Consider the following 13,337-nt stretch of genomic DNA (forward strand, 5'->3'; position numbering starts at 1 on the left):
AGAATCTGATTAAGTAAAAATTGATGTATGACATGTTTAGAAATAATAGTTAATAATTTAAATAAAAATAAGGAGAAATAGATAGTGAATAAAGACCAAGAAATTATTAATGAATATAATAAAAAACGTAATAAAGAAATAACTGAAGAACATTTATATAATATAGAAAAATTAAGAGAAGAGTTTAAACAAAAAGTAATTAATAAATATAATGAAAAATTAATTATCTGATTGAATAAGCAAATTAGTATTTGTTTATGTGATTCATTAAAAGAAGCAGGTAAACTTACTGCTTATTATAAATTAATTGAGTTTATAGAAAATGGAGAACTTCATTAATGATAATATTACCTACTTTGTTTGAAAATAAAGATGAAATTGAAATATTATCACCATTTCCAAAAGCAATTCATACAAGTAATGATATTAGAGCAATTATTTTAAGACAATATCCAAATGTTAAATCAAAACACATAATTGTTTCTGACCCCGAAAGTAATGTTGCATTAATAGTTGGTGATAATGATGTTTATCAAGGTTGAATTAAAGTAACAGTTAAAAAATTAGAAATTAAAGGAGAATAAACAAATGCAAAAGGAAAAAATTAAAATTAGAAATTATGAATTTGAATTAAATTCTTATGTAGTAGATTCCTTATTAGATGTTATAAGAGAACTGATAAAAACAAATAAAGGAGAATAAATTATGTTAGATGAAATTTTAAAAGTAATTTTTGATAGAGCAGATAAAAAAGAATTAATTAATATGATAGAAAGATTAATTCTTTGTACTAATAATAGAAAAGAAACAAAAAAATGACTTATTAGAGAATTTGATAAAAATAATTATGTTTTAGAAAAATTATTACAATTAGAAATACAAGGAGAAAAAAATGGAAACAAATAATTATACTTTAACTAAATTAATTAGAACTGGTATAAGTCCTATTTGTGCAATGATTGGTACAAGTGCTTATTATGGTCAAGTAATTGCAAATCCAATATTAGGTTCAATTAATAGTTTATTATTTGGTAAAAAATTAGGTTTAGATATATGAAATTTAAATCAAAGACCAAATACAAAAACTAAATTAATTAATAGTTCTAAAAAAATTATTTTAGGTTTAGGAACAATTGGTTTAGCAAATTATAGTAAATGAACAGAAAATAATATTAATCCTATTATTCCAACAACACCAACTCCAATAACTACTACAACTACAACAGAAGGTCCTCCATGATTACTATTAAATAAACAAGAAAATCAGTCATTAATGGATTGAGATACATATATTAGTTTAAATGCTTATGGTATATCAAATCTTATTAGTGGAATTCTAGAATTAATACCTAATAAATTTGAAGCAATAAGAAAAATTTGTAATATGGCAACTGGTGGATGTTTAATATCAAGTGATGTTGCTATGGGTATTAATAATGATTTTAATAATTCTTATGCAGTACCTACCATAATTGCTGGTGTAAGTGAAATTATCCATAATTTACTTCCAATAGAAACAAATCATAATAGAGAAATGCAAGAAACTTCATTTACAAATGAAACTGCAAGATTAATAAATGATAATAGATTTACTATTAATAGTGAAACATCAAGTCAATATGGTAGTGGTAATATAAGCGAAGCACTATTAAATAATGATAATGCTTCATTAAATTGAGATTATAATCACATGAGTTTATAAAGGAGGTGAAAAATAATGAATAAAGAAAAATTACTTGAATATTACAATGATAAATTAAAACAACATGAAAAAGATTTACAAGAAATACGACTGAATGAAGGTATAGCTAAAAATATTTTAATAGACACAAAATATATGATTGAAAAAATTAATAAAGGTGAATTTGATGAATAATCAAAAATAAAAAAATAAAAAATTGAAAGGAAAATATAAAAATGAAAGAATTTTTAAAAGCACTTGAAACAATTGGAATAAGCACTGGTATATTAATTTGCAGAGAAATTATTGTTTTATTAAAACGATTTATTACAACTCCAAAACATGTTAGAGCAAATAACAAAATTATCAAACATCAAAAAAAATTAGCAAAATTAAATGAAAAGATTAATAAAGAAAATAAATAATAAAGGAGAAAAATAATATGACAAAAATTGAATTTAATGAAAAATATAGAAAACAAGATATCAGTATTGATAGAGATTTTGATTTACATATTGATAATTGTTTTAAATTTTCTGATATCAATACATTAGAAAATGCTGTTAATGATTATAAAAAACTAATAAGTGAAATGCCACAATTAGTTAAAGATTGATTATTGGGATAAGATTAGGAGAATGTTAAATGTTAGAAAATGAAAATAATGTTCAACAAACAACTGAACCTTTAACTGAAAATAATGCTCAACAAGAAATAGAAAATAAAGTTAATGAAGCAGAAAATAAGTTAAATAAACTTAATCAAGAAATTAAAGAAAAAGAAATAATTAATATATTTAAAAAATATCAAGTTAAAAGTGAATTTTATGATTTTTTAAAATTTAAAACTAATAATTTAGAAAATTCAAAAATTGAAGAAACTATTAAAAAAATCATTAAAGAACAACCAGTATTTAAAGAAACAATTAATACAGGTGGCAAACCACAAACAATAATAACAAATCAACCAAGTTCAATAAAAAGTACATTATTGGATTATAAAAAAAATAATAATTTATAACAGAAAGGAAATCAAAAAATGGCAATACAATTCAATAAAAATTTAGATAATACCGAAAAATTAGTAGAAGCACCAGAGTTTATAGAATTTTATAAACAATCAAATTCACCATGAGCAAGTTTTTTTCCTATCGAAATGGTTAATTCAACAAAAATTGAATTTATAGTTAAAAAACCAAAAAATTCAGAAATTAAAGTATTAAAATGAAATGATAAAAGCAAAGGATTAGATGTTAGTTATGCTGAAACTATTAAAATTTTAAAAGAAATTAAAGAAGAAGCAGTTGCGGGTGAAATAATTGCTAATGTTGATTTAAATGCTGAAAATGGACAAAATTTATTAAATACAATGCAATATGAAGTTGCTAATGACTTAGCAGATTATTTAGCAAATAATGATACAAATGTAATTGCAAAATATGCAACTAAAATAGACATTACTGATAAATCACCAGTAGGATATTTAAAATCAATGTTAGATGCTTGAAATACTTTATTTCAACTAAGAAATAGTAATAATTGTCGTTTTTTTATTACTAATAATCTTTATGATAGTATTGTTTATTTAGCTAATAATAAAGGATTAATTACTGATAATCAGATTGCTCAACAATTAAGATTAAATGGAAATGATTTATATATTAAAGGTGTACTATGTCAAATTGTAATGGATGATTATATGACATTTACTGATAATAATGAAACTAAAATTATGTCTTTTGTTTTAGCAACACCAAGAGCAATGAAAAGATATATGTTACAAAATACAGTTGTATATGTTCAAGATATTGCTGATGGTAAAGTTGGAAGAAGATATTTAGTTGGTGGAGAAGTAACTGGTGAATCAATACCCTATATAACAGATGAAGAAACAACTTCACGCTGAATGTTATGTGCAATTGTTAATAATGATAAAAATGATTTAAAAACTAAGATTACAAATTTAACAACTGATATTACTGCAAATGGTAATAACAATAACAATGAATTAAATACAGAAATAAAAAGTACTAATGAACTTAAATCATTAAATCCAAATTTAACAAATCCAACTATTAAATATTTTAGTGATGCACAAGGAAAAACTAATGTAAGTAATCAAAAACAAAAAGCAGGTGACTTATATATAACTATTACTGCAAATATTAATGACTTAAATTATAAAGGAACAACAAATCCAATTAAAATAACTCTTAAATAAAGGAAATTAATATCATGCCAATTGGTACAACTAGTACAGCAATACTTTTAAACATAAATAAACCAAAACATACTAGAACAAGTAACCAACAAGAAAATAAAAGTTTTTGATGAGAAATTTTAGAAATGATTGGTGTACAAGTAATAGCAGTAGCACTTGCTCCTTTTACTGGTGGTTTAAGTGAAAGTATAGCACTTGGATTAGGTGCAAGTGATTTTATTGCAAGTACTATTAATTTTGGTATTTATGCTACAACTGATTTTACTATTAATCAAGTTTATGATTATTTAAAAGGAAATGTAACACCATTAAATACTTTTTTTAATATATTACCTGCATTTGTTGGAATTAATAAAATTAGTCGTGGTTATCGTACTACTAAATTTATTAAGTTAGCACAAAAAACTAAAACATTAGAACAAATTGGTGTTAAAGAAGCAAAAAATTTACAAGAAATTATTAGTCAAGTAAGTGGAAAAGAAATTTTAACAGATAAAATCATTGGTAATAAACGTTATTTATTTAATTATAGTTTGGCACCTAATCGTGAAACAATAACACAAAATTTAGGTTATGTTGCTGAAAAACAATTTAAAAATAATTTTAAATCTTTAAAATCACAACAAATAAAAGAATATTTATCATTACAAAATACATTAATAAAATTAAGTCCACAATTAACTCCAAAGTTTAAAATTAAAGATATTGAAAAAGCAAATAACTTTTTAAAAAAATATAATACTGAATTAAAAGAAGTATTAAAAATGAACCAACATGATTGATTAAATTTAGTTCATACAATACATACAGAGAATAGATATGGAAAAACTTTAATTTTAGATTTACAAAAAATTCGTGCTAATGCTATTAAATTTAATTTTAAAAATAGTTCAATTCATAAAATTGTTTTAAATGCAAATAAAATTTTTAAGTATTTTGATATTAGATTTTATTTAAAAAAAGGTTTAAATAAATTTTGAAAAGATACACCATATTTTGAAAAATTACGAGAAAGTATATATAAATTACAAGAAAAATTTGAAAAATTAGAAAAACAAGCATTTGAAAAAATTAATAAATTAAAAGAAAAAGCAACAGATTTATTTACTAGTGCAGAAAAAAGAGCAATTAAACATGCACAATTAATTCCACTAAATTCACCAGTATTTATGGGTTGTAAAATTCAACCTTTATCATTAGACAAATGTGCAATTACTATTTATCATCGTAATCCTAAGTATAAACCAATTACAGTTGTTGATAGTATTCTTAAAGCAAAAACTTTTGTTACTCAAATACATCCATTTCATTGATATCGTTGATATAGTGGTTGATACATTGGTTATGGTGTTAATCGTAATAAATGATTAAAAGCAATAGCATTTGCTCCACCAGTGGTGCAACAAGTAATTAGAGATAGTTTTAAAGTATATAGAGAAATATTTAGAACTATTAGAACTTATCATAAAGTAGTAAATGTTATTAATAATCCTATTGAAAATATTAATAAATCATTTAAAAGTGTTGGTTTAAAATTTTCAGTTAATACTTTATTTGGTACTGGACTATTACATCATTTAGAAAAATTTGCATATAGTCAAGTTGTAGAAAAAGGTAAGAAAAAATTACAAAAAGAAATTATCCATATATCACATAGGAAAACTAAAACAAAAACTAAACATTATAAAAAAGCATTTTTTAAGGAATGATAAATTATGATTAATAAACTTTGAACTGATGTCAGTCTTGAAAATTATAATAACTGATATCCATTAACTGGAAAAATTACAGAAACTCCACCGCAATATATAAATACATGACCTAATGTAAAAGACTGATTTACAACTTTTGCTATTCGCGCTCAAAATGATATTAATGCTTATCTTGATTTTATTTTATCTAAATTTCCTTTTGATAGTTTTAAAGATGAATTAATTAAAGAAACATTAAGAGATATGGTTTATGTAATGGTTGAACATTGAGTATTTAATCGTACACCAATTGAATTTAATGTTGATGCTACTATTCAATTCAATAATGGTACATCATTTAATGCAAGTAGTATTCCTACAATTAATGTTTGAGATTTAGCACCAAGTAGAATGAAAATATGAGCAAGATTAACAGAATTAAAACAAGTATTTTCAAATTATAATCAAGATGAAATAGATATTGAAAAAATTGACTTAAAAGTATTTTATACTAGAAATCAAGTTGATGAATTAATTAAAGAACAAAAAGAATTTACATTATCAAAACAAATAAAATTATATGATGATTTAGTTAATGATAACGAAAATGAGATATATAGGGGTCGTGTTACAAACTTTATAAATAAAGGTTATGTTGCAACTGATTATGACCCAAAAACTGAAACAATGATTTTAGATTGACCTGATGAAATTGGTACATTACCACCAGAAGCATTACAAAATAATCCACAAATTGGTGATTTTACTCATGCTGCGACTGCTGACTTTTCTGCTAAACAACAAAAAAGAATTACTACTAATGAAAATAGTATTAAATTATTAGAAAATAAAGTTGATATTAATAAACAAAATATTGATGATATTAAAAATAATTGATTTAATATTGAAACTAGTCCTTTATGAAAAAAAGTTAAAAATGAAAATATTAAAACAGATATATGATATATTATTGATTGAACATATTATTTTATCGATAGTAAACAACTTATTATAAGTAATAATAAATTAACTAAATCTAATATAAGAATTACTAATCATCAAATAGAAAATAGACAAATAATAATTGAAAAAATTGATGTTAATATTGACAAAGTAATGTTATTATATGATGATAATTTAATAAAATTTATTGTTGCTAATAGCACAAAAAAGTATACACCAATAATTCATAATATATATCAATATCAAGGTACTGGAACACCAACTGAATTTATAGCAGAAGAAAATACTGAACGTGATTATTATACAAAACTAGAAACTAATAATTTATTAGATAAAAAACAAGATAAATTATCTTTAATTAAAGAAGATATTACTTATAAAGTTTTACAATATAGAGAATTAGGAACTGGTTTATTTACGGGTGATTTAGATATTCCACCAACTAAATTTATTAAACAATGAATTAAAGATAGTGGTGGTGGAGTTGACCCAACTAAATATTATACAAAACCAGAAATTGATAAAAAATTAGAAGATGTAAAGTCACAATTCCCTATTGCATTTCAATTGAATGCTGTAAGTCAAGAAATCCCTAATTTAGAAACTATTAATAAAACTGTTGCTGGTGCTATTAATGAAAATAAAGCAAATATTGATAAAAAACAAGATAAAGAAATATGAAAAGTAATAAGTAAAAGTAAAAATAATCGTGAATGAGATACGTTTGAAATTAATTTTAATACTGTATATAGAGTAATTATAACATTAGATGAATTACCAGTAAATCAAGCAAATATAAAGCATAAAGTAGAATTTAAAACTGGTAATTATTTAGGTGGAGATTATTTACTTGCAAAATTTAAAATTAAAGATGAAGATGTAATATTAACTTTAACTGTTAGAGAAAGTAGTTTTAATTGTAGTTTATATTTAAAAGGTGGAGATATTAATTATGGTGCTATTCTTTCATTAGAAGAATTACAAAATACAATTAAAGTTGATGTTACACCAAAAATAAAAATTAATTCAAAAAGTTTAGAAACAAATGAAGTTGAAGAAAATTGTTGAGATATTGAATTACCAGATAATCCAACACCAAGTCCAAATAATCAACAATGAAAAGATGTAGGAACAAGAGAAAAAAATAAATGAGATAATTGACAAATTACTTATGATTTTATAGTTAATAAACATTATAGAGTTTATTATTCTTGAAGTATATATAATCCAGTTTATACTATTCAAGAATTTATTATAACGGATAACAAAATTGCTGGTGTACCAATACAAACCTTTAATGATAGTGTTAATATAGTAATTTTATCAGTTCAACATGCTAAATTGATTACTATTTATAGTGGAAAAGGTAATTTAAAAGGTAATGTATGAAAATTAGAAGAATTACAGGAATAATATTATGTTTTTTAAAATTATAAAAATTATTTTAGGTTTAATTGGAGTAATTCTATCATCAGCAACTGCTGGTTTAATTATATTCATTATTGTAAAAATTATATTAAAAATTAATCAAATATTTTAAAGAAAGGTGGTGAATATTATGCTAAGTTTATTTAAAAGAAAAGAAAAAAATAATATTAATGATAATCAAAGTGAAAAATTAAAATTTTTAACTAATAAAAATAAAAGTACACATGCTTCTATTTTAAATTATTTTGGTTTTAATGATTTTAACCATGAAACTTATTTTACTGATTTTGTAGCAGAAAATAATGCTAATTTATATAATGCTCCATTAGAAATTAATAATGAAACCATTAAACAATATTTAATTCAACAAGAATTTTATAGAAAAAATTGAAATTCTATTTTTAAATTAAGTAAATTAGGAATTAGTGGTTATTTAATTTATATTGCAAATGATAATTTATATTTTCAAGTAGTTGATATACAACAAAGAGTTTATGATATTACTGGTAAATTAATTGAATGTACTATTTTTTATGATAGTTATCAACAAAATGCACAAACTGTAAGATTATTCGAAGTTTATACATTAAATAATGAACAAGTAACAATTAATCGTGCAATTTATAGTATTAGTGATAATAAAAAACAATTTCCATTAGATTTTAAATCATACATTAATAATCCTAATTTATCACAAGAACAAACATTAAACATTAACTATATACCAATAGCAATTATGAGAAATAAAGCAAATGAACAAGCAGATTGTGATAAAGTAATGGATAAAATTAAAGCATTAGATGTTATTTATGAACAAATTGTTTTAGATACTATTTTAAACTCACCTAAATTTATATTTAGTCAAACTTATGGTAATGTTCAATCAGCATTAGAAGAAGCAGTAAGAACTTTGGTTACTAAAAACTACATATTTAAAAGTGGTGGAGATAATAATGAACAAAACGAAAATATCAATATGACAAATAGTAATTTTAAAGGTAAAAATTTAACTGATATATATGATTGAAATGTTAATGAAATATTTAAACGTTGTGGTATTCATATACCAAGTCAAAAGAAATCTGCACAACAATCAGTTCCCGAAAGTACAGCAGTTAATATTTCAACTATTAATTATATTGAACAAAAATTATGACAATTTAATATTGATATTCTTAAATTTATTCAAATATTAGTGAAAATTGATAAAGATTTATTAAATAGTAAAACATTTAATATTAATGATGAACAAGAAATTAATAATTTAACAGTTAAATTAAAATTATTTAATCCCGAAAATAACCAATTAATAGGAGATAACAATGGAAAACAACAACAAACCACAAACGAAGTTTCCACAGAAACAGAAGCAAACTAAACTTAATCAAGCAGAAGTAGAAAATGATTATTTAATTGATAATATTCCATATGATTTTACTAATATGATGGGTGCTACTAGTGACCCAGATATTAATAGAGCATACGATGAATTTAAAAAAAGAACAATTTATATTTATGAAATTGAGCGTTTATTTAAAAATAATGAAAATAATAGTTTAAGATTTTCAGCAAATACTATTAAAATAGGTTTTATTGATATTGATAAAGTATTAAAAACTACTGCTGCTGAAACATCAGACTTTACTATGCAATTAAATCAAAGAGCAAGTACTAATATTAATGATAATACAATTGAATATAGTATGACTGATATTAAAAATTTAATATTTCAAGAAATAAATTTATTAAATCAATTTAAGTTATATGCAGTATCTATTAATGAACCATTAACTGAAAATAATATTGATAATTTATATATCATTAATAACTATTCACAACCTTATCAAAATCCAAAAACAAGAAGTACTAAAAGTATTACTATTATTAAAATTAAAGATTTTAAAACAAGAGATGGTTATCCAATTATTATTAAATTACAAAAACCATTAGACAAAGATACCAAGGTTAAAAGTATAACTTTAAAATTTCCTAAAACAATGTTATTTGGCAATATAAAAGTAAATGGTGAAATTGATGGATTAAAAGTATCACCAAATTTATTAATTGCTGATGATAACCAATTATTTCCATTATATGCTTTACCAATTCAAACTCAACCAAAAGTTAATATTTTACAACAATGATTTAGTGACCAAATTTTAGAGTGAAATATTGCTAAAAATTTCATTAATCAAAATTCTATTTTAGAATATTTAGATATTGGTGAAATTATACCTAATCCACCATCACAAGAATTTAAACACGTTAAAAAAATTGAATTAAAAAATGTTGAAACAATCGTTACTAATGAAAAAAACCAACAAACTAATATTCAAAAAGAAATGAATTTTATTTTTTCAAAAAATGATGAAAGTAGTTATATTTCAGCAGATACTGATACTTCATGTGGTCCTAACTGTCCTAGATTATTAGAAAATAAAAAGTGAACTATTAAAGTTGCAGAAGGACAAGCAACTGCACAAACACATTGAAAAATCAATGAAATTGATAGTGTAGTTTTAACTTACGATAAAATTAAACCAACTACAACATTGGGAAAATTATTAATGGATATGTTAGGTTATACTTATAATTATCAAGCAAATTTTAAAGGTTATGACCCAAAATATGATGCAAATCCAGATGTTAAAGAAACACCTGATATTACAAAATTAAGAAATGAGTTTGAAAATCAAAAACCACATGATGTAATTAATAATTTATTTGAACAATGAAAATTAGACAATCCTAATTTTATTAATAATTCAAAAGTAAAAATTTTTAAACAAGTAATTATGATGTTATCAAATTGTATACTTTCTTATTTATCAATTAATAAAGGTTTAGATGATGACTATAAATTATTATTACCTTATTACTTTGAATTAAAATCAAAACCAACAAGAAAATCAAGTCATGATAGATGAAGTTTTGATAATGTTTATGTTGTTTTAAAATCTGAGTATTTTGATTTTACTGACCCTAATAATATTAAAGTTAAAAATAAGAATATTAGTCAAAATGAATGATTTAAACTAAGTAATAACCAATTTAATTGATTATCATTAACTAATAATCTAGAAAGTAATAACATACCTTCATTATTACCACAAGATATTAGTTTAAATAATGGTGAATATGGTAAATATATGGTTAAAAGTATAATTAATAACGTTTTAGAGTTATTAAAATTATTTAATAGTCAAAAACAATATTTTTCAAGTTGAGATTGATTTAATTTCGTGCAAAAAGATTATTTTAGTAATGAAATTAAATTCAATATAGAAAAAGAAATTTCTAATTTACATAAACTAGAAATTTCCGGAATTTTTGGTATTGGTAATTATGATATTCTGCTAGAAACAGAAAGTAAAACCATAAATATTAATAATATTCAATTATTTAATTCAAATGATGAAACATTATCTTATATTAATATTGAAATTTAATTATTAAAATATCCATTAGGATAAGTACCATCTCATTTGATATCTGTTTTATCACCTTTTTTATTTGCAAAATATAATGAAATTATATTATGGTCATAACGATGTTCTCATATAGTTGCCCCCCCAGACTGCTGTATGGTCGGGTTTTAAATAAAAACTTAATTTTTGTCTTCCGTCTTTACAAGCAAGACCTAATGCTGTTGCTGAAATAATAAATAATACAGTCATAAATGTAGATATACCAATAAATATATTCCTTTGTGTTTTTCTTTGTTTTGCTATATTTTTAGCATAATGTAATTCAGAATTTTGTTCATTCATGTTTAATTACTCCTTTTTTCTTAATTTTATTTCTAAATTGTACTATTTTTCATTATTTTTACAAGTATGCTTTTAAATGCAAAATAACGCCTAAATTAAAGGCGTTTATTTTATGATACCTATACTATTAATTATATTGAAATTGTTTATTATATTTTAAATATGAAAGTCGTTTTTTAAAAAGTTTTGATTTAATTTTAAATTACACTTATATATGTTTATAATAAAAAAGTAAATTAATTTTTTAAATATATTTACAATAAATTTAAAATTTAAAAAAAGTTAGGAGAAAAAATATGAGTTTTAATTATTTATGAACTTTAAAAGAAGCAACAAAAAGAATGTATCAATCATTTAGAGATGATGTAAAAAATCAATGAGAAAAAACAGATTGAAGAATCTTAAAAGAAAGAGATAGAAAATATATCCCCGTTAAAATTAAAACAAGAACTAGAAATACTATCAATGGTCTTGTTACTTATAAATGTCGTGATTATAAATATTATGATGAACAATTAAAAAAATGAGTTCCTATTTGTTTATTAGATGAAAAATTGCAATTACCTAAATACAAAAGGACTTGTCAGGATATCAAAAATAATGTTATTGAACATTTTGCAGATGGAAAAAGGTATATTGACATTTTACATACTATGAAACAAACAAAATTTAGCACAACAAGTATTAGTAGATTATTTCAAGAATATCAAGTTAGTAAATTAGATGTTCCTAAAATAAAATTAGAACCAAATCAATTTATTTATATTAGTATTGATGATGGACATCGAAAGTTTTGAAAATTTAAACGAAATTCTGGTAAATATTCAATGCGTTTAGTGTTATTTTGTACAGATAATGTTAATCATAAATTAGTTAATAAAAGAGTAGATGTAATAATAAGACCAACAAAAACTAAAATTGGAGTTCAAAAAACTGCTGAATTTATTTTAGAACAAGGAAATAGATTTTTTGAAAATTTTGACCAAGCAAAAATCATTATTTGTGGTGATAGTGCAGAATGAATTAAAGATGTTGCTAATTATTTAGATGCACAATTTGTTTTAGATAAATTCCATTTAGTTAAAAAGTTGTATGTAGGAATTATTGCTGGAAACAAAGGAAAATATTTTGAAGAATATAATACTTGTAGAAACTTTATTGAAAATGGTCAATATGATGAATTAATAAAGTATATGAATGAAATATTAAAAAATCATAAAAAATTAAAAAAACAATATTTTAAAAATAATAAACAAGGAATTGAAAATCAAGGTGCAAAATGAAATATTGGTACTTTTGCTGAAAGTAATATTTGATATATTTTAAAAGAAATGCTTGGTAATAGAACATATAGCATAGATATTTATATTAAAATGGTTATTTTTAAGTGTAATCTTGTCAATTCTAAAACATAATCAAAATTTTTATTTTTATTAAAATATTAAAAACTTATTAATTAAAAGTTAATAAGAATTTTTGTTGTGTATTTATATTAAATTTTCTTATTGATTTTTTAATATTTGTATTTTAATTGAAATTAATTTAATTTAGTAGTAATATTTACTTACAATTGCATATAATTAC

Annotated in this window: 16 protein-coding genes; 15 read left to right on the forward strand and 1 reads right to left on the reverse strand. The window is 22.0% G+C overall.

Features of this window, described 5'->3' with window-relative positions:
• Positions 1-84: 84 nt before the first annotated feature.
• The 14 genes from AACK83_RS04110 (at position 85) to AACK83_RS04175 (ending at position 11,432) form a co-directional block, all read left to right on the forward strand.
• A complete protein-coding gene (locus AACK83_RS04110; RefSeq protein ID WP_338956667.1) occupies positions 85-339 on the forward strand; it encodes a hypothetical protein in 255 nt (84 codons plus the stop codon).
• The gene (locus AACK83_RS04115; protein WP_286640816.1) at positions 339-584 is read left to right on the forward strand and encodes a hypothetical protein; all 246 of its coding nucleotides are present in this window, start codon (positions 339-341) and stop codon (positions 582-584) included. The genes AACK83_RS04110 and AACK83_RS04115 overlap by 1 nt, the downstream gene beginning before the upstream one ends.
• Before the next feature lie 121 nt (positions 585-705).
• A complete protein-coding gene (locus AACK83_RS04120) occupies positions 706-906 on the forward strand; it encodes a hypothetical protein (RefSeq protein WP_338957016.1) in 201 nt (66 codons plus the stop codon).
• Positions 893-1,702 carry a hypothetical protein gene (locus AACK83_RS04125; RefSeq protein WP_338957014.1) on the forward strand — a complete coding sequence of 270 codons (810 nt, stop codon included), beginning with the start codon at positions 893-895 and terminating at the stop codon, positions 1,700-1,702. Before AACK83_RS04120 ends, AACK83_RS04125 begins: the two co-directional genes overlap by 14 nt.
• 15 nt (positions 1,703-1,717) lie before the next feature.
• A complete protein-coding gene (locus AACK83_RS04130; protein WP_338957013.1) occupies positions 1,718-1,876 on the forward strand; it encodes a hypothetical protein in 159 nt (52 codons plus the stop codon).
• A gap of 41 nt (positions 1,877-1,917) precedes the next feature.
• On the forward strand, positions 1,918-2,106 hold the full coding sequence (locus tag AACK83_RS04135) for a hypothetical protein (protein ID WP_338957011.1): 189 nt from the start codon (positions 1,918-1,920) through the stop codon (positions 2,104-2,106).
• A 17-nt stretch (positions 2,107-2,123) separates the two neighbouring features.
• Positions 2,124-2,309: a hypothetical protein gene (locus AACK83_RS04140; RefSeq protein ID WP_174480219.1), complete on the forward strand. Its 186-nt coding sequence runs from the start codon at positions 2,124-2,126 to the stop codon at positions 2,307-2,309.
• 17 nt (positions 2,310-2,326) lie between these two features.
• Positions 2,327-2,701, forward strand: coding sequence for a hypothetical protein (locus AACK83_RS04145; RefSeq protein ID WP_338957002.1), 375 nt, complete (start codon positions 2,327-2,329; stop codon positions 2,699-2,701).
• 18 nt (positions 2,702-2,719) lie between these two features.
• Positions 2,720-3,901, forward strand: a complete 1,182-nt coding sequence (locus AACK83_RS04150) for a hypothetical protein (RefSeq protein ID WP_338957176.1) — start codon at positions 2,720-2,722, stop codon at positions 3,899-3,901.
• A gap of 14 nt (positions 3,902-3,915) precedes the next feature.
• A complete protein-coding gene (locus AACK83_RS04155; protein WP_338956996.1) occupies positions 3,916-5,613 on the forward strand; it encodes a hypothetical protein in 1,698 nt (565 codons plus the stop codon).
• A gap of 3 nt (positions 5,614-5,616) precedes the next feature.
• A complete protein-coding gene (locus tag AACK83_RS04160; RefSeq protein WP_338957178.1) occupies positions 5,617-7,968 on the forward strand; it encodes a hypothetical protein in 2,352 nt (783 codons plus the stop codon).
• Between the two features lie 4 nt (positions 7,969-7,972).
• Positions 7,973-8,095 carry a hypothetical protein gene (locus AACK83_RS04165; protein ID WP_255495924.1) on the forward strand — a complete coding sequence of 41 codons (123 nt, stop codon included), beginning with the start codon at positions 7,973-7,975 and terminating at the stop codon, positions 8,093-8,095.
• Between the two features lie 18 nt (positions 8,096-8,113).
• Complete coding sequence (locus tag AACK83_RS04170; protein ID WP_338957148.1) at positions 8,114-9,361, forward strand: hypothetical protein; 1,248 nt, start codon at positions 8,114-8,116, stop codon at positions 9,359-9,361.
• Positions 9,306-11,432 (forward strand): hypothetical protein, encoded by a 2,127-nt coding sequence (locus AACK83_RS04175; RefSeq protein ID WP_338957151.1) that lies wholly within the window; start codon positions 9,306-9,308, stop codon positions 11,430-11,432. Before AACK83_RS04170 ends, AACK83_RS04175 begins: the two co-directional genes overlap by 56 nt.
• Positions 11,433-11,519: 87 nt before the next feature.
• Here the strand turns inward: AACK83_RS04175 and AACK83_RS04180 are convergent, their stop codons facing one another.
• Positions 11,520-11,753, reverse strand: a complete 234-nt coding sequence (locus AACK83_RS04180; RefSeq protein WP_338956981.1) for a hypothetical protein — start codon at positions 11,751-11,753, stop codon at positions 11,520-11,522.
• A 296-nt stretch (positions 11,754-12,049) separates the two neighbouring features.
• On the opposite strand from AACK83_RS04180, the gene AACK83_RS04185 reads away from it, so the two are divergent.
• The gene (locus AACK83_RS04185; protein ID WP_338956980.1) at positions 12,050-13,168 is read left to right on the forward strand and encodes an Mbov_0401 family ICE element transposase-like protein; all 1,119 of its coding nucleotides are present in this window, start codon (positions 12,050-12,052) and stop codon (positions 13,166-13,168) included.
• The last annotated feature ends 169 nt before the right edge of the window (positions 13,169-13,337 follow it).

The organism is Spiroplasma endosymbiont of Tiphia femorata (assembly GCF_964020225.1).
GTDB lineage: Bacteria > Bacillota_I > Bacilli_A > Mycoplasmatales > VBWQ01 > Spiroplasma_E.